Below are 17,010 nucleotides of genomic sequence, written 5' to 3' on the forward strand. Positions count from 1 at the left end.
CCCCACCCAACCCCGGCTCCGGCCGGGCTCACGGCAGGGCGAAGGGCAGCTTGATCCCGTCCAGCGCGTGCCCGCACGGGCAGTCCCGCCCGGCCGGCAGGGCGGCGACGGCGTCCAGCAGCACCCCGCGCAGCCGGTCGGTGTTCTCGGCGAAGACCCGGAAGACCTCCTCCTGGGTGACCGACTCGCCCGCCTCCACCCCGGCGTCGAGGTCCGTGACCAGCGCGATCGGGGTGTAGCAGAGGGCCAGCTCGCGGGCGAGCACCGCCTCCGGGTGCCCGGTCATGTTGACCACCGCCCCGCCGATCGCGGTGAACCAGCGCGACTCCGCCCGGGTGGAGAAGCGCGGCCCCTCCACGACCACCATCGTCCCGCCGTCGACGGCCGGCACGCCGCGCCCGGCCGCCGCGTCCAGCAGGGCCCGGCGGCCCACCGGGCAGTACGGGTCGCCGAAGGCCACGTGCACCGCACCCCGGTCGTAGTAGGTCTGCACCCGCCCGCTGGTGCGGTCGATCAACTGGTCCGGCACCACGAACGTGCCCGGCCCCAGCTCGGGGCGGAGCCCGCCGACCGCGCACGGGGCGAGGACCTGCCGCACCCCGAGCGCGCGCAGCGCCCACAGGTTCGCCCGGTACGGGATCAGGTGCGGCGGATGCCGGTGGTCGCGCCCGTGCCGGGGCAGGAACGCCACCCGCCGGCCACCCACCTCGGCAATCGTGACCGCGTCCGAGGGCTCGCCGTACGGGGTCTGCACCCGGTGCTCGGTCGCGCCCTCCAACAGGGCGTAGAGCCCCGAACCGCCGATGACCGCGATGTCCGCCGTCGGACCCATCGTCGCCCCCTTCGATCCCACTCGATCACCCACCGGTCAGACCTTAGCCAGCGCCGCGGGCGCAGGCTATGGTGCCAGACATGGCGTTGACAGCACGGATGAGCCCGGCGTCCCGTGCCGACCGGGTCCGGCAGGCCACCCCCCATGCCGGCCACGACGTCGGTCCTGTCCGGCCCGGCGGCGACGCCGTCCGGGGGCGTCACTTCCGCGTCCTGGCGCGCGGCTGACGGATGTCCGACATGCAGGGAGAGGACCAGGCGATCGGCGGGCGGGCGATGGACTCGATGACCGGACGGCTGCTGGTCGCGACCCCCACGCTCAAGGACCCGAACTTCGACCGCACCGTGGTGCTGCTCGTGGCCCACGAGCCGGGCGGCGCGCTCGGCGTGGTGCTCAACCGGGCCACGGAGGTGCCGGTCGCCGACGTCCTCGGCGACTGGAGCGACCTGGCGCGGGACCCGGCGGTGCTGTTCGAGGGCGGCCCCGTCCAGCCCGACTCGGCCATCTGCCTGGCCCGGATGCGCAACCCCGTGAAGCGGCTGCGGGGCTTCCACCAGGTCTCCGGCGCGGTCGGCACGATCGACCTCTCCGTGGACCCGGAGCGGATGCGGGAGAGCATCGGCGGCATCCGGGTCTTCGCCGGCTACTCGGGCTGGGGCGCGGGTCAGCTGGAGCAGGAGATCGAGGACGGGTCCTGGTTCGTCCTCGACGCGCTGCCCGGCGACGCGTTCGTCGACCGCCCCGACGACCTGTGGCCGATGGTGCTGCGCAGGCAGGGCGGGATGATGGCCGCCGTCGCCCACTTCCCGCCCGACGTGGCGCTCAACTGAGGCGCGGCGGGGGAGGGCCCCCGCGAGATGACCATGCGGGCGGGCGTGTGTATAGTTCTGTCCGTGCCCGGGAGACCGGGGGCGAACAGCAAGGGGCCGTGGCGCAGCTGGTAGCGCACCACACTGGCAGTGTGGGGGTCAGGGGTTCGAGTCCCCTCGGCTCCACCGACCGCACCGTAGTGCGAACCGGTGGTCAATCGTGAAAAACCCCGCCCGAATCCGGGCGGGGTTTTCGTCTTACCTGTCCGACTCAGGGCAGACGACAGGAGCGCCGCGATGACCGCCACGGATCCCGACGGGGCGACGGTCGCCCGGTTGCGCGCCGCCGGCTGCGTCTTCGCCGAGGACGAGGCGCGGCTGCTCGTCGAGGCCGCGCGGACGCCGGAGGAGCTGCACGAGCTCGCCCGGCGGCGGGTGCTCGGCGAGCCGCTGGAGGTCATCCTCGGCTGGGCCGAGTTCTGCGGGCTGCGGATCGTCGTCGAACCCGGCGTCTTCGTGCCCCGCCAACGCACCACCTACCTCGTCGAGCAGGCCGTCGCCGTGGCCCGGCCGGGCGCGGTGGTGGTGGACCTGTGCTGCGGGACGGGGGCGATCGGCGCGGCCGTCGCGGCCCGGGTGCCCGGGGTTCGGCTGCACGCCTGCGACGTCGAGCCCGCGTCGGTGCGCTGCGCCCGCCGCAACCTCGAACCGATCGGCGGGCACGTCCACGAGGGCGACCTCTACGCCGCCCTGCCGGCGGCGCTGCGGGGCGCCGTCGACGTGCTGGTCGTCAACGCGCCGTACGTGCCCACCGACGAGATCGCCATGATGCCGCCGGAGGCGCGCGAACACGAGCCCCTGGTGGCGCTCGACGGCGGCGTCGACGGCGTCGAGGTGCACCGGCGGGTGGCCGAGGGCGCGGCCCGGTGGCTCGCCCCCGGCGGGCGGCTGCTCATCGAGACCGGCGAGGGGCAGGCCGCGTGGACGGCGGCGGCGATGTCGGCGCACGGGCTGGTGGCGACCACGTCCACCTCCGACGAGTGGTACTGCACGGTGGCCGTCGGCCGCCGGATGGATGGCCTCCGCCCCCCGGCGGAGGACCACCCGTTCCGGCAGCGAACGCGACCGGGGTCGCCGACTCAGCCCTCGACGTAGCGGTCGGCGACCTCCAGCGCCTCGTCGAGGATGTCCAGCCCCCGCTGGGCGTCCTGTTCGGAGATGACGCAGGGCGGCACCACGTGCACCCGGTTGAAGTGGGTGAACGGCCACAGGCCCCGCCGGCGGCAGGCCGCCGCCAGCTCGTTCATCGGCGCCGCCTGGGCCGGGGTGGGCGCGAACGGCACCAGCATCTCCCGGGTCCGCCGGTCGCGGACCAGCTCCACCGCCCAGAACGCGCCGAGCCCCCGCACCTCGCCGACGCTCGGATGCGACTCGGCCATCTTGCGCAGCCGGGGGCCCAGGACGTGCTCGCCGAGCCAGGCGGCGTGCTCGACGACCCCCTCGTCCTCCATGGCCCGGATCGTGGCCACGGCGGCGGCGCAGGCCAGCGGGTGACCGGAGTAGGTCAGGCCGCCGGGGTAGGGGCGGTCGGCGAACTCGGCGGCGACCCGGTCGGAGATGATCACGCCGCCGAGCGGGACGTAGCCGGAGTTGACGCCCTTGGCGAAGGTGATCAGGTCGGGCACGACGCCCCAGTTGTCCACCCCGAACCACGCGCCGGTCCGGCCGAAGCCGGTCATCACCTCGTCGGTGACCAGCAGGATGCCGTACCGGTCGCAGATGGCCCGGACGCCGGGCAGGTAGCCGTCCGGGGGCACCAGGATGCCGTTGGTGCCGACGATGGTCTCGATCAGCACGGCGGCGATGGTCGTCGGCCCCTCGAACTGGATGACCTGCTCCAGGTGCTCCAGCGCCCGCGCGCACTCCTGCTCGGCGGTCTCGGCGTGGAACGCCGACCGGTACGGGTACGGCCCGAAGAAGCGGACCACCCCGGCCGTGCCGGTGTCGGTGGGCCACCGGCGCGGGTCGCCCGTCAGGTGCATCGCCGTGTGCGTGGCCCCGTGGTACGACCGGTAGGCGCTGAGCACCTTGGGCCGCCCGGTCACCAGCCGGGCCATCCGCACCGCGTGCTCGTTGGACTCCGTGCCGCCGTTGGTGAAGAACACCCGGTTCAGGTCGCCCGGCGCGTGCTCGGCGATCAGCCGGGCCGCCTCGGAGCGCTGGTCGTTGGCGAAGTGCGGGGCGATGGTGCACAGCCGGGCGGCCTGCCGCTGGATCGCCTCGACCACCCGGGGGTGGGCGTGGCCGATGTTGAGGTTGACGAACTGCGACGAGAAGTCCAGGTAGCGGTTGCCGTCGTAGTCCCAGAAGTGCACGCCCTCCCCGCCGGCGATCGGCAGGGGGTCGATGTGCGCCTGCGCCGACCAGGAGTGGAAGACGTGGGCCCGGTCGGCCGCCCGGACGGCTGCCGCCGCCCCCGGGTCCGGCCGCTGGTTCTCAGAGTGCATTTCTGCTGTCCTTTCGGGCTCTCGGGTGGGGCTTTCGGGAGGGGACGGCCGGGCGCTCAGGCCGGCACCGGGAACGCCCGCTCGTGGTGCAGGAAGTAGTCGATGTCGGCGCTGACCGTCTCGATGAACCGGCCGGGGTCGCCCGCCCCGTGGCGCAGCAGGTCGGCGTTGCGCCGCCGCACCTCGGCGGAGAAGGGCAGGTTGCCGGCATCCCGGTAGCGGATCGCCCCGTCCGGGTCCCGGCCGGGAACGACCTCCGACCGGGCGTGGATGCTCGCGCTGAACGGCACGTCGAGCCGGCCGGCGTCGAACGCCGCCACGATCGCGCCGGCCAGGTCGTCGCCGTCGAGCACCGGGTCGACCAGCTCGGCGACCTCGCGTTGCAGCCAGTGCATCTCCTCGGCGACCCGGTCGGTGTCGAGGCGGACGAAGTCGAGCAGGGCGGAGCCGCCGAGCAGGGTGGTGTGGATGCCGGTGGCGTTGGCGGCGGCGTCCGGGATCCCGTACGCCTCCTGGTTCGTCTTGTTGATCACCTTGTCGGCCCCGCCGAGCCGGGCGACCAGGCCGCCGTAGAGGACGAGCGCGTCGGCCGCCCGGCGGTCGCGCGGGAAGACCCCCATGAACTCGTGCAGCACCGGGTAGACCTCGACGTCCGCCGGCAGGTACCGCGCGGCCAGCTCGCGGATCGACCGCAGGGCGGCGACGTCCTGGTGCACCTCCCCGCCCTGCGGGTAGGCGATGGACAGGCAGCGCACGCCCTGCGCCACGGCGGCGCGGGCCTCCAGCAGGGTGGCGGCGAGGCTGATCGACGGCGGCACCAGCACGGCGGTGAGGGTGCCGAACAGCTCCCGGTCGACGAGCACGCCCGCCTCGGCGAGCCGGCCGCAGACCGCGTCGACCTGCCGCCAGCACTCCAGCGACGTGGCCAGGGGGACGTTCTTGCAGTACGGGATGTTGTAGCCGATCCCGCCGCCCTCGAAGGAGGTGAAGCCGGCGGCGAGCGACACCGCGAACAGGTCGCGGGGGTCGGGCGAGCCGTGCCGGATCTCCAGCGGCACGTCGACGGTGGCGACCAGTTCCCGGCCGCGCTGCCAGCCGTGCGCCACCAGCGGGTAGCCGTTGAGGTCGGCGGGGTTCTCCCGCAGCACCCGGGCGGCGTGGTCGAACTGCCGCAACCGGGTGAACGAGTCGATCGTCACGGTCAGCATGCCCGGTCCGGCGGGCGCGAGCGAGCGCAGCAGCTCCGTCATCGCGTCGTGCGCCCCGACGCCGCAGCGGGGCTGCACGATCGGCCGGCCGGCGCGGCGGGCCGCCCGCAGCGCCGCCACCGCGGTCGGCGCGCCGCTGTCGCGCAGGTGTGCCACGGTCTCCGCCCACGACGGCAGCCCGTCGACGGTGCTGTCCGCCAGGTGCAGGTCGGCCCAGTCAGCCACGGCTGCCCACCGCCGTCCGGGACCCGCGCTGGCCGGCGGCCCGCGTGCCGGTGCCCTGGTGGGCCGCCCGCGTGCCGGTGCCCTGAAGGTGGGCCGCCCGCGTGCCGGTCCTGGTCCGGGCGTTGCGCTTCTTCGCGCGCCGGGTGGCGCCGGGCGTGGCCGCGCGCAGCAGGTCCAGCACCAGCGGCAGCTCGTAGGGGTTCTCCAGGATGTGGTCGACGCCGAGGGCCCGCAGCCGGTCGTGCACGTCGTCGGCCTTGTGGCTGCCGACCGAGAGGTTCCCGCCGAGGATCACCGGGCGGGCGAGCCGCCCGGCGGCCCGCAGCTGCGGCAGGTCCCGCAGGTCCGCGTACGCGTGCCCGTTGAGGCTGCCGATGATGACCGCCTCCGCCTCGGGGTGCGCGTCGACGGCGTCGGCGAACTCGGTCAGCGGCGTGCAGACGCCGAGGTTGACCACGTCGTAGCCGTGCTCACGCAGGTGCATCGCGATCAGGTGGTTGGCCACGGCGTGCGCGTCGCTGCCCGCCACGCCGAGGATGACGAGGTGTCGCGTGGTGTCCATGATGCTCCCGTCCGGGCCGTCGGGCCCTCGTGTCGTGGGGGTTGGGCGGCGGGGCCCCACCGGCCCCGCCGCGTCGGCCGGTCAGTCGTCGAAGGCGGCGAACAGTTCGCGGTCGCTGGTCTCCGCGAGCCGCTGCGGGTCGAACTCGTCCGGGTCGGCCTCGGCCAGGGAGTCGAGGACCAGGTTGATCGCGGGGATCAGGCCCCAGATCTCGCGGTACGGGGGCCAGCCCCGGTGCCCGCCGTCGATGTCGGCCTGCCGGGCGAAGATGTAGTTGGCCCAGTCCCGGCTCATCGGGCGGCGGTGGTGGAAGTCGTGGCAGACGGTGTCGCCGGTGAGCACCAGGTAGCGCGAGGGGAAGTGGACCAGCAGCATCCGGGTCCACCAGCGGGCCCAGGCGCGCACCGCGGCCCCGCCCCGCAGGGAGCTCGCCGGGGCGGGCTCGCCGATGAAGATGGCGTTGGTGAGGCTGGCGAAGTACGCCTTGCCGCGGCGCTGGGTCTGCCAGGGGGCCGGGAACGTGTGCTTGACGCAGAGCCGCAGGGTGTTGCTGATCTGGAAGAAGACGGTCATCGGCAGCACCCAGCCGACCAGCACCAGGGGCCAGGCGTGGGCGACCGTGGCGAGCGCGGCGACGGCGGCGTACCCGGTGGCGGTGATCACCCGTTCGGTGCGGCTGGCGGCGTGGCTGTAGGAGCGGATCCGGGCCCACAGGAACCGGGCGTGGAACACCGGCGAGACGAGCCGGCCCAGCACCTGCCGCCACATCTGCCGGCGGGTCATCCCGGGGCGCAGCCGCAGGCTGACCAGGAACGCCTGCACGGTGGGGTCGCGCAGCGTCATGTGGTGCAGCGCGTGGTGGTCGGCCACGTGCTCGGCGCTGTAGCGCTCGAAGTGCTGCACCATCAGCACCCCGGCGACGATCTTGCCGAGGATCTGGTCCGGGCGCTTGCGGGCCCACATGTTGCGGTGGGCGCACTGGTGGAACACCATCATGCGCAGGTTGCGCGCGCCGTGCAGGGTGCTCGCCCAGCCGGGCAGGAGCAGCGCGAGCCACCAGCCCGACAGGGCCAGGGCGACCCCGGTGGCGGTCAGGCCGGCGGCGACGGAGCCGGTCGCGGTGACCAGGTGGACGGTCGGGGTCAGCCGCAGCGGCCGCTGCCCCGTGTGCGGCCGGCCGGTGAGGAAGGTCAGCGGAAGCTGGGCGAAGCGGGGCAGCCGCCGCATCGAGTCACGGACGCTGTTGTCGGCCGAGTCGCGGGTGTCCCGCTCGGCGACCGTCAGCCGGCCGGGCCGCTGGTCGGCCGCCGCCGGCCCGCCGGCCCGGGACGCCGGGCGGCGGGGCGCGGTGACGGTGGGCTGGTGCGGCCCGGTGGCGGCGGCACGACGGGGCGCGGCGACGGTCGGCGGGTGCGGCTCCGTGCCGGTGGTGCGGCGGGGCGCGGCGGCGGTGCGGCGCGGGGCGGCGGCGACGGTGCCGTCCGGGTCGGCGGGCCGCGCAGAGGCGTCGATGGTAGTCATTTCTCCCCTGTTTCTCTCTGCTCGGGGCGGCGGGACGCCCGCCGCGCTAGCGGCTCGCCTGCGCCGACCGCTCCAGGTCGGCGGCGGTGGCGAGGATGTCGTCGATGACGCGGTCCAACTCGTCGGTGGTGGTGGCCGGGTTGAGCAGCATCAGCTTGAGGAAGACCGGGGACGACCCGTCGGGCCGGCGCACCCGGGTGCGGGCCAGCAGCGTGACGCCCCGGGTCATGAGCTGCCGCCGCAGCTCGCCGTTGAAGGCGTCGGCGTCGCCGTCGTGGCGGTAGCGCAGCAGCACCGTGCTCATGGACGGCCGGGCGGCCAGTTCCAGGGCCGGCTCCGCCTCGACCCGGTCGGCGGCGTAGAGGGCAAGATCATGGCAGCCGTCCACCATCGCGGCCATCCCGTCGCGGCCCAGCGCGTTCATCGTGACGGCGATCTTGAAGGCCTCCGCGCGGCGGGTCGCCTGCACCGAGCTGCCGTACAGGCCGATGAAGCCAGCCTCGGCGTCGTCGTCGGCGTTCAGGGTGGTGGTCTGCTGCGCCAGCGGAGTCATGACGCTCGCGTCGCGGACCAGGAAGATGCCGGAGGTCGCCGACGTCCAGCCGAACTTGTGCAGGTCGAGCGTCACCGAGTCGGCCTCGGCGATGCCGTCCAGCCGGGGGCGCAGCCGGGGAGAGAACAGGGCCCCGCCACCGTACGCGGCGTCGGCGTGCAGCCACACGCCGTGCCGGCGGGTCACCTCCGCCAGCGCCGCCACGTCGTCGACCCAGCCCTGGTCGGTCGCGCCGACGCAGGCGATCGCCGCCACCGGGACCACGTCCTCCGGCAGGCCCGCCAGCGTGCGCTCCAGCTCCTCCGGCAGGAGCCGCCCCAGCTCGTCGGAGGGCACCCGGACGATCATGTCCTCGCCTAGGCCGACGATGCCCACGGCCCGGCCGATGGAGAAGTGGGTGGCGTCCGTGGCCAGCACCACCGGGCGCTTGTCGAGCCCGGTGAGGCCCTGCGCGAAGGGCCGCCACCCGCACCGCTGCGCCAGCACCCGGTCGCGGGCCGCCAGCACGGCCATCAGGTTGGAGATGCTGCCGCCCGCGGTGATGGTGCCGCCCGCGTCCGGGCCGTAACCGACCAGCTCGCCCAGCTCGCGGATGACGTAGCGCTCCAGTTCGAGGGCGTACGGGCCGCTCTCCCAGGCGTGCAGGGACTGGTTCAGGATGCCCACCACCAGCTCGGCGGCGGCGGCGACCGGGGTGGGCGGGCACTGCATGCGGGCCACCGCGGCCGGGTGGCTGACGTCGACCGACCAGGTGGCGTAGTCCCGCACGAACCGGCGGAACGTCTCCAGGGGATAGCCCGGCTCCGCCGGCAGCAGCGGCCCGCCCAGGGAGCGCCGGGCGGCCTCCCGCACCGCCGCCGGACCACCGGCGGTCACCGGGCCGGGCCGGTCCAGGGTCACCTCCCGCAGGGTCTCCAGCGCCACCGCGGTCAGCGCCTGCACGTAGTCCAGTCCGGCGAGGCTGCCGGCCGGCGGCAGCACGGCGTCCACCTGACGGGCGGCCGAACCCGCCGCGACCGTCTCCGTCCGGTTGCTCTCTTGCATGATCGTCACTGCGGTCTCCTCGACTCCGGCTCCGTTGCCACATCGGCGGTGGCGGCTGACGTCGGAGGAAATCCCCGGGCATCCTTCGGTCGGCTATGGCCCGGCTATCCGTCGGTCGGGGCGGCGCGGCCCACAGATCGGTTAGCCCGGGGATAGGACTTCGATAGCCGGCCGGGGACACAGGTGACAGACGCGATCCGCACCCGTTCCCGTGGAGGTAACCGATGATCCGCCTGCTGCTGGCGACGACCGCCGCCGTCCTCGCCGTCGCGGTGCCCGCCGGTCACCGCACCGCCTCGACGCCGAACCTGGAGCCGGAGACCGGCTGGGGCGCGCCGGCCGGTCACACCATCGAACCGATGGACGAGACCGGCTGGGGATTGCCACCCGCACCCCAACGGCAGCGGTGAGACCGTCGGGCCCGCCCGGTGGGACGGGCGGGCCCGTGCGGTGGGCACGGGGCGGGGCCGCCGGTGGGACAGGGCGGCCCCGCCCCGTGCCGCGCCTACCCGGACACGTCCGCCAGGGCGCGCAGCGCGCGGGCGTGCCACACCCGCGCCTGCAACTCTCCGAAGATGTCCGCCGCCCGGCGGAGCTGGTCCGCCGCCTCCGCCCGGTCCCGGTCGGGCAACTGGGACAGCTCGTACAACGACTGCGCCTCCACCACCCGCTCGACCACCTGACCGGCGAGCTGCCGGGCCCGGGTCAGCATCGCCCGGGCCTTCGCCAGCCGCCCGTCCCGGCCGTACACGACACCGAGGCCGTGCAGCGCGTACGCCTCGCCCGTGCGGTCGGCGGCGGCCCGGACGATCTCCAGCGTGCCCTGGAACGACTCCTCGGCGCGGCGCAGCTCGCCGGAGCGCAGATACAGCTCACCGAGCCGGTGCAGCACCTGCGCCTCGACCCGCCGGGCCCCCGCGTCCCGGCAGATGGTGAGCGCCTCGCCGAGCAGGGCATGCGCGGCGGCCGGATCGCCCTGCTCCAGCCGGATCCCCGCGATGCTCACCAGCACGTGCGCCCGGCCGACCAGGTCGCCGGCCGAGCCCAGCCCGGCCAGCGCCGCCTCGTAGCCCCGCAGGGCCGCCCGGTCGTCGCCGCGCAGCCGGTGGAGGTAGGCGAGGTTGCGTTCCACCAGCGCCACCCCGTGCCGCTCGCCGAGGGGACGCAGGATCCGCAGCGCGGTGGTGAACATCCGCTCGGCCTGACCCGGGTCGCGCAGGAACATGTGCATCGCGCCGAGGGAGTGCAGCGTGATCCCCTCGCCGCGCCGGTTGCCGCTGCGCCGGGTCGCGGACAGGGCGATGTCGGCGGTCTCCGCCCACTCGTCGAAGTAGCTGCGGGCCTCGAAGAGCGTCACGAGGGTGAACGCGAGATCCCAGCACAGCTCGTCGAGGCCGAGGGCGTCGGCCTGCCGCACGGCGCAGACCAGGTTGCGCCGCTCCAGCTCCAGCCAGTCCATCGGCCGGCCGAGCAGCCCGTCGGTGACCGCGCGGGGCACCGGCCAGCGGGCGGCGGCGCCGTGCACGATGGTGAAGTCGCCGCCGTACTCCCGGCGGTGTGCCTCCTCGGCCACGGCGAGCCAGGCGCCGAGCACGTGCCGCACCAGCGACTCGCGCTCCTCGGGCGGCTCCTCGGCCAGGAGGCGTTCGCGGGCGAAGACCCGGACGAGGTCGTGCAGCCGGTAGCGGGTGGAGCCGCTCTGCGGGTGGCCGTGCGCCTCCAGCAGCCGCACGTCGACGAGCTGCTCCAGCAGGTCCTCCAGCACCGACGGCGGCTCGTCGAGCAGCGGCGCGGTCACCCACAGCGGGAAGTCCTCGCAGTTGAGCAGCGCCAGCCGGCGCAGCAGCCGCCGGGACCGCTCCGGCAGGCTGTGGTAGCTCAACCCGATGGTGGTGCGGATGCACAGGTCGCGGTGGACCAGCTCGTCGAGCAGCTGGGACTGGTCCCGCAGCCGGTCCACCAGGCGGCTCACCCGCCAGTGCGGGCGCGAGGCGAGGCGGGCGCCGGCGATGCGCAGCGCCAGCGGCAGCCACCCGCACAGCCGCGCCAGCTCGTCGGCCTGGACGGGCTCGGCGGCGATCCGGTCGCCCACGATCTGATGCAGCAGGGCCACGCTCTGCTCCGGCGTCAGGGCGTCCACGTCGACCTCGTGCGAGCCGGCGAGGGTGCCGAGCCGGACCCGGCTGGTCACGATGACCGCGCAACCGGCCGTGTTCGGCAGCAGCGGCGCGACCTGCGTCTCGTCGGCGGCGTTGTCCAGCAGGATCAGCACCCGCCGCTCGGCGAGCCGGCTGCGGTACAACCCGATCCGCTCGGTCAGGTTGTCGGGGATCGCCGGACCGGCGACGCCCAGCGCCCGCAGGAAGCGGTCCAACACCTCCGCCGGGCGCTCCGGGCTGGGCGACGGCCCGCCGAGGTTGGCGTAGAGCTGGCCGTCGGGGAACCGGTCCACCAGCGAATGCGCCACGTGCACGGCGAGGCTGGTCTTGCCCGCCCCGCCCGGGCCCGTGATCACCGCGAGCGGGGCGAAGCCCCGGTGCCCCGGGTCGGCCTCGGCCGTCAGCACGTCGCGGATCTCGCCGACGAGCTTCTGCCGGCCCGTGAAGTCCGCCAGGTCCGCCGGAAGCTGGTGCGGAGCCCGCGGGCCGGGCGGACCCGGCGACGCGGGACCCGCGCCGGCGGACGGCGCGGCCGGGGACGCGGCGGGCGTCGCCGGAAGATCGAGCTGCGGCGCGCGGGACAGGATGGCCCGCTCCAGCCGGGCCAGCTCCGCGCTCGGCTCCATGCCGAGCTCCTCCACGAACAGCGCCCGCGCCCGCCGGTACGCCTTCAGCGCGTCGGCCTGCCGGTCGGCCCGGTAGAGCGCGAGCATGAGGTGGGCGTGCAGCCGCTCGCGCAGCGGATGCCGGGCGATCAGCGCCTCCAGCTCGCCGACCAGCTCGTCGTGGCGGCCGAGCGCCAGCTCCAGCCGGATCCGCTCCTCGACGGCCGCGCCGCGCCGCTCGTCGAGCCCCCGCCGCCACGCCTCGACCGGCTCGCCGGGCACGCCGGCCAGGGTCGCGCCGTACCAGAGCGCGTCGGCGGCCCGCAGCCGGGCGACCGCCTCGGCCACCTGGCCGTCGCCGCTGAGGTGCCGGCTCTCGGCGACGAGCAGCTCGAACCGCCCCGCGTCCAGCTCGGTGGGGGCCAGCCGCAGCAGGTAGCCGCCGAAGCGGGTCTCCAGGGCGTCCTTGCGGCCGACCTCGGCCAGCAGCCGCCGCAACTGCGACACGCAGATCTGGATCTGCGAGCGGGCCGTGGACGGGGGGCGGCCGTCCCACACCGTGTCGATCAGATCCTCCACCTGCACCGCCCGGCCCCGGTTGGCGGCGAGGATGGCGAGGACCGTGCGGGCGCGGAGCCCGGGAATGTCGAGCCGGCGGTCTTCGTGGGTGATCTCGATTGGCCCAAGGACCCGTAGCAGCACGACCTTCCCCTGACCGTAGCCGAGTGTCCACTCAGGCTAACAGTGGGTACTTGCCGCCGCAGTGGCGCGAAGCGGCGGCGGCCCGTGGTGCGTAACCGGCCTCCTCAGCCGACCCGGAGTCGTTGCAGGTGGACCACCGCGCCGATGACCAGCAGGCCGCCCGCGATCTGTACGGCGTTGAGCGACTGGCCGAGCCAGGTCCAGGCGAGGACCGCGCTGAACACCGGCTCCAGGCAGATGTTCACCGCTCCGGCGTGCGGGCCGACCCGGGCCGTGCCCCAGGAGAAGAGCACGAAGGGGGCGAGGGTGCCCAGGATCGCGACGAAGAGCACCCCGGGCAGCAGGTCGTGCCGCCCGACGATCTCCGGCACGCCCTGCGGGGCGAAGTAGAGCAACCAGGCCACACTGGACACGGCGAACGCGTACGTGTTGGCGCGCAGCGCGCCGTACTTGCGGGTGGCCCGGCTGCCCAGCACCGAGAAGGCGGCCACGCCGACGGCGGTGGCGATGCCGAAGCCGACCCCGAGGAGGTTCACCTCGCCCAGCGGCGTGGTGGGCAGCTCCACCACCAGGGCCACCCCGGCGAGGGCGACGAGCAGCCCCAGGGCGATCGCGATGCCGGGCCGGCACCGGCCGAGCACCACCAGCCACCCCACCACGAACGCCGGAGCGAGATTCTGCAACACCATGGCGACCGCGACCGGCAGGTGGCTGATGGCCAGGAACAGGCACGCGTTGGCCACGGCGATCGCCAGGCCGAACGCGACGACCAGCGGCCAGTCGATCGGCTCCGTGCGCCTCGGCGTGCCGGGGCGGCGGCGGGCCAGGGCGAGCAGCAGGCCGAGCCCGGCGAGGCTGATCAGGGTACGGGCGGCGACCAGCTCGGCGGGGCGCAGCCCGGAGTCGAACAGGTCGCTGGCGACGGTGCCGCCGAAGCCCCACAGCGCGGTGGCGACGCACACGGCGAGCAGCCCGAGCCGCCGCGCGCCGGGGTCGGGTGCCTCCTCGTCGTGGTCAGGGCGGGCGTCCCGCTCCTCGGGGTGGGCTTTCGGCTCCTCGGGGTGGGCGTGCCGCTCGTCGGCGGACGAGGGGGTCAGGTCGGCGGATGCCGTCATGGAGTCACCTCGGCGTGGTCGTCGTGCGTGTCGGACCGGTTGCGGACGGTGGTACCCAGCGCAATGCCGACTGTAACCTCTAAACTGTTTGAGTGGTTACCGACGCGGGGAAGTAGGGCGATGTGGGAGGTGGGGCGATGAAGCGCCAGGAGGCACCCGGCCGGCTGGAGGTCGTCCGGTCCTTCGTCAACACGCTCGACCTGGAACGCGGCGTCGACGACCTCGACACGGTCGAGGGCCTGGCCGGCTGGCTCGCCGCCGCTTGGTCACTTGCCGATCTCCCTGCCGGGCCGCTCCGGGCGGACCGGTCGCCCGCGCTGGAAGCGTCGTCTCGGCCCGGGGAGTCGCCCCGGCCTGGTGGGTCACCCCGGCGGCCGGGCGTGCCGCCCGCGCTGACCGAGGCGGACCGGCGGGCGGCGGTGGAACTGCGCGAGGCGCTGCGGGACACCATCGCTGGTGCTGGTGCCGGGGCTGCATTCGGGCCACGTGCCCACGCCCCGGCGGGACTGGACCGGCTCAATCGGGTCGCCGCGCGGTTGCCCGTACACCTGCGGTTCGCCGACGCGGCGACGCCGCAGTTCGTTCCCGAGCGTGACGGCGTCGACGCCGTGCTGGCCGGGCTGCTCGGCGTGGTGGCCGTCGCCGCGCTCGACGGCACCTGGGGCCGGCTGAAGATGTGCCCGGCCGAGGACTGCCGGTGGGTCTTCTACGACCACGCCCGCAACCGGACGGGGGTGTGGTGCCAGATGGCCGAGTGCGGTAACCGCCGCAAGGTACGCGAACACCGCTCCCGGCAGCGCGCCTCGTCGGCCGCACGCACCTGACCGAACCAAAGGCGAAGATTCCGTAGATCTTGGAGATTTTCGGCCCCCGGAGGGGTCACTTCGCTCCAAGATCTCCATTCTCGCCCACGATCTTGCAGTTGTGGCCCCCCGATAGGGCGCTTTGTCCCTTTTGTTGGGGCCGCAACTGCAAGATCGCGGGGGGTAGGGGGCGGGGCGGCCCTGCCTGTAGGCGGCGGTCGGCTGGGGGTTCCGCGTAGGGCCTCCTGCCTGCTGTTTCGCCTGCACGTCACCGCCGGCGCCTGTTGGGCGTTGACAGGGCGACATGCTGAAGTCGGTGACTCCGATTTCTATCAATAGTGACAAATGCATTCCGCTCTCCTTAAGCGGACGTCATGCCCCAGAGGTTCTTTCGTCGCGTAGCTACAATGCGGCTGCCGCTGTCAGGGCGCACCGGGGAGAGGCGCGGATGCTGGGAATTGCGAGGAAAGTCGTGACGACGATGAGCATCTGGCGTAGAAGTCTGTGGCGCTATCGGGTCACCACTGCGGGAATTGCGCTGACCTCCTTCGGTGCCGCCACCGCTATCCACAACCCTCCTGTTGCAGTCAGCGTGCTGGCGGCAACTGCCGGCTGTTTCGTTTCCGTGCTGGAAATCCGCGCCAATCGTCGCCGCGCCCGGTTGGTGCGGTTCCAGTCGCGGGACGGCGACGACTACAGCGACCTGTCGAGTCAATTCAGCAGTCTGGGAACCATCGTCAAAAGCGCACACGACGTCGGCGTGGTCATGGCGAAAGAGTGCGCGCGGCTCCGCGACCAGCCCGTCAGGGCCGAGCTTGAAACTACACCGTATCGCCTCCCTCGCGAGCTCAGGGTCTGGTCGTTCGACTTTCTTGCGCGTCGTGCCCGCGTCGCCGCCATGTACAACGGTGACATTATCGGCCTGGCCTCCGATGTGCCATCCGGTGACGAGGACGCGGCTGTCAAGCTGAGGCCCGGCCGCTATTTTGACTTCTTTTGCAGCAATCTGCTGGCTCCGTTCGACGTATGGGGGACGGGTAGGAAACTGCCGCTTTTGCGGGGAAGGGAGTTGATTCTCGACCAGGGTGGGAAACTGCTGACCTTTCGGCGTAGCCGACTCGCCAACACTGTCGGCGTGTCCTCGCTGGCCTTCACGGCGGACGGCCAACTGATCCTCGTGGCCCAGGCCAAGGACAATGTGGGCAGCCCTGGCCTCATCGCCCCGTCCGGCTCTGGCGCTCTTGAACCCCGCGACGTGCCACAGGATGGCACCGGGCTGACGCTCGGAGACATCGTCCGCCGCGGTGCGGAGCGGGAGTTGCGGGAGGAATGCCACATCAGCGAGCAGGACATCGAGGTCAGCGCGATCGTGGGGCACGGTCGGTGGGTCAGCCGGGGTGCCATGCCGGAATTCTGCGTGGTCACCCTGCTCCTACTCACCAGCGACGAGGTGCTCGATCGGGCTGTCCGGCTCGTCGAGCGCCCCTACGTCACCGAGGTGCTGGCGGTCGACCTGGCACCGATCACGAGATGGAACCCGAGGAAGCCGTTGGCCATGCTGCCGGAAGAGATCAGAGGATCAGCGTCATGGCCCCTGGCCCTCGGCCTGGCCTGCATGGCTCAGTCCATCCTCGACCAGTCGTGGCCGCTGGGGCAGGAGTTGACGCAGCGGCTGCCTGTCCAGGGGGAGCGACGGGCTCTGCGTGAAGGTGCGTGATCGGGGCTGGCCCACGCAAGGTGCCCGACAGAAGGTGTGCACCGCGAGCCCGCGCCGCTTCGGGCTGCACGCCATCCTGTCTGAGGCGGCGGTACACACGGAGGTCGGCGGCCCGGAGGTCCTGCGCGAGCAACTCGACCACTTGGTCACGATGAGTCGCCTGCCCAACGTGACCATCCAGGTCCTGCGCTTCGAGGCAGGCGCTCACCTTGCGGTCAGCAGCGGCTTAGCCATGCTCGCCTTCGAGCAGGACGAGCCACCATTGGGTTACGTCGAAACCCTGGCCGGCGAGCTGTTCCTTGAATCCGCACGCGACCTGGCGCGGCTGACCGACGCGTACGACAATCTGAAGACGCTGGCGCGTTCGCCGGCCGACTCCGTGAAGTTCATCAAGGAGCTGAGCAAGCATGGAGCGTGACGTCTGGCGCAAGTCGACCCGATCGGGCAACAACGGCCAGTGTGTCGAGGTGTGCGACCGGGGCGTTCTGGTCGATGTACGCGACTCCAAGTTCCCTGCGGACGCCGTGCTGAGCTTCGACCCAGCTGCATGGGTGACCTTCGCCGACAGCCTGAAGGCCGACGGCACCCGCGCGTAACGGAATCACTGCCGTGGTTACTTTGACGCAAGCCGGTGCGTGAAACCTGAGG

Annotated in this window: 16 protein-coding genes and 1 tRNA gene; 9 read left to right on the top strand and 8 right to left on the bottom strand. The window is 73.4% G+C overall.

The window, feature by feature from the left end; genetic code table 11:
• Positions 1-28: 28 nt before the first annotated feature.
• A complete protein-coding gene (locus O7628_RS19250; protein ID WP_074478486.1) occupies positions 29-832 on the bottom strand; it encodes an S-methyl-5'-thioadenosine phosphorylase in 804 nt (267 codons plus the stop codon).
• Between the two features lie 80 nt (positions 833-912).
• On the opposite strand from O7628_RS19250, the gene O7628_RS19255 reads away from it, so the two are divergent.
• The 4 genes from O7628_RS19255 (at position 913) to O7628_RS19270 (ending at position 2,796) form a co-directional block, all read left to right on the top strand.
• On the top strand, positions 913-1,059 hold the full coding sequence (locus O7628_RS19255; RefSeq protein ID WP_176735035.1) for a hypothetical protein: 147 nt from the start codon (positions 913-915) through the stop codon (positions 1,057-1,059).
• Between the two features lie 12 nt (positions 1,060-1,071).
• Positions 1,072-1,662 carry a YqgE/AlgH family protein gene (locus tag O7628_RS19260; RefSeq protein ID WP_074478540.1) on the top strand — a complete coding sequence of 197 codons (591 nt, stop codon included), beginning with the start codon at positions 1,072-1,074 and terminating at the stop codon, positions 1,660-1,662.
• Positions 1,663-1,754: 92 nt separating this feature from the next.
• A tRNA-Ala gene (locus O7628_RS19265) sits at positions 1,755-1,827 on the top strand.
• A 111-nt stretch (positions 1,828-1,938) separates the two neighbouring features.
• Positions 1,939-2,796, top strand: a complete 858-nt coding sequence (locus tag O7628_RS19270; RefSeq protein ID WP_278132477.1) for a putative protein N(5)-glutamine methyltransferase — start codon at positions 1,939-1,941, stop codon at positions 2,794-2,796.
• Here O7628_RS19270 and O7628_RS19275 read toward each other — a convergent pair.
• The 5 genes from O7628_RS19275 to O7628_RS19295 form a co-directional block, all read right to left on the bottom strand.
• Positions 2,781-4,148 (bottom strand): aspartate aminotransferase family protein, encoded by a 1,368-nt coding sequence (locus O7628_RS19275; RefSeq protein ID WP_074478488.1) that lies wholly within the window; start codon positions 4,146-4,148, stop codon positions 2,781-2,783. The two genes, O7628_RS19270 and O7628_RS19275, sit on opposite strands and share 16 nt — an antisense overlap.
• A gap of 56 nt (positions 4,149-4,204) precedes the next feature.
• A complete protein-coding gene (locus tag O7628_RS19280) occupies positions 4,205-5,581 on the bottom strand; it encodes a methylaspartate mutase (protein WP_278132480.1) in 1,377 nt (458 codons plus the stop codon).
• Positions 5,574-6,143 (bottom strand): cobalamin-dependent protein, encoded by a 570-nt coding sequence (locus O7628_RS19285; protein ID WP_278132482.1) that lies wholly within the window; start codon positions 6,141-6,143, stop codon positions 5,574-5,576. The genes O7628_RS19280 and O7628_RS19285 overlap by 8 nt, the downstream gene beginning before the upstream one ends.
• Before the next feature lie 81 nt (positions 6,144-6,224).
• Positions 6,225-7,664 (bottom strand): fatty acid desaturase, encoded by a 1,440-nt coding sequence (locus O7628_RS19290; RefSeq protein ID WP_278132484.1) that lies wholly within the window; start codon positions 7,662-7,664, stop codon positions 6,225-6,227.
• A gap of 46 nt (positions 7,665-7,710) precedes the next feature.
• Complete coding sequence (locus tag O7628_RS19295) at positions 7,711-9,261, bottom strand: pyridoxal-dependent decarboxylase (protein ID WP_278136353.1); 1,551 nt, start codon at positions 9,259-9,261, stop codon at positions 7,711-7,713.
• Between the two features lie 224 nt (positions 9,262-9,485).
• On the opposite strand from O7628_RS19295, the gene O7628_RS19300 reads away from it, so the two are divergent.
• The gene (locus tag O7628_RS19300; protein WP_278132486.1) at positions 9,486-9,671 is read left to right on the top strand and encodes a hypothetical protein; all 186 of its coding nucleotides are present in this window, start codon (positions 9,486-9,488) and stop codon (positions 9,669-9,671) included.
• Between the two features lie 95 nt (positions 9,672-9,766).
• On the opposite strand, the gene O7628_RS19305 is transcribed toward O7628_RS19300, so the two are convergent.
• Both O7628_RS19305 and O7628_RS19310 read right to left on the bottom strand, forming a co-directional pair.
• Positions 9,767-12,727 carry an AfsR/SARP family transcriptional regulator gene (locus O7628_RS19305; protein ID WP_278132488.1) on the bottom strand — a complete coding sequence of 987 codons (2,961 nt, stop codon included), beginning with the start codon at positions 12,725-12,727 and terminating at the stop codon, positions 9,767-9,769.
• 104 nt (positions 12,728-12,831) lie between these two features.
• On the bottom strand, positions 12,832-13,842 hold the full coding sequence (locus tag O7628_RS19310) for a DMT family transporter (RefSeq protein ID WP_278132490.1): 1,011 nt from the start codon (positions 13,840-13,842) through the stop codon (positions 12,832-12,834).
• A gap of 137 nt (positions 13,843-13,979) precedes the next feature.
• Here O7628_RS19310 and O7628_RS19315 point away from each other — a divergent pair, with 137 nt between their 5' ends.
• The 4 genes from O7628_RS19315 to O7628_RS19330 all read left to right on the top strand — a co-directional run bounded on the left by O7628_RS19315 (position 13,980) and on the right by O7628_RS19330 (position 16,958).
• Positions 13,980-14,666, top strand: coding sequence for a CGNR zinc finger domain-containing protein (locus O7628_RS19315; protein WP_278132493.1), 687 nt, complete (start codon positions 13,980-13,982; stop codon positions 14,664-14,666).
• Between the two features lie 451 nt (positions 14,667-15,117).
• Complete coding sequence (locus tag O7628_RS19320) at positions 15,118-16,362, top strand: hypothetical protein (RefSeq protein WP_278132495.1); 1,245 nt, start codon at positions 15,118-15,120, stop codon at positions 16,360-16,362.
• Complete coding sequence (locus tag O7628_RS19325; protein WP_347405242.1) at positions 16,355-16,780, top strand: DUF5753 domain-containing protein; 426 nt, start codon at positions 16,355-16,357, stop codon at positions 16,778-16,780. Before O7628_RS19320 ends, O7628_RS19325 begins: the two co-directional genes overlap by 8 nt.
• Positions 16,770-16,958: a DUF397 domain-containing protein gene (locus tag O7628_RS19330; protein WP_278132499.1), complete on the top strand. Its 189-nt coding sequence runs from the start codon at positions 16,770-16,772 to the stop codon at positions 16,956-16,958. The genes O7628_RS19325 and O7628_RS19330 overlap by 11 nt, the downstream gene beginning before the upstream one ends.
• Positions 16,959-17,010: the final 52 nt, after the last annotated feature.

The sequence above is a fragment of the Micromonospora sp. WMMD956 genome (genome assembly GCF_029626125.1).
In the GTDB taxonomy this organism is placed as follows: domain Bacteria; phylum Actinomycetota; class Actinomycetes; order Mycobacteriales; family Micromonosporaceae; genus Micromonospora; species Micromonospora carbonacea.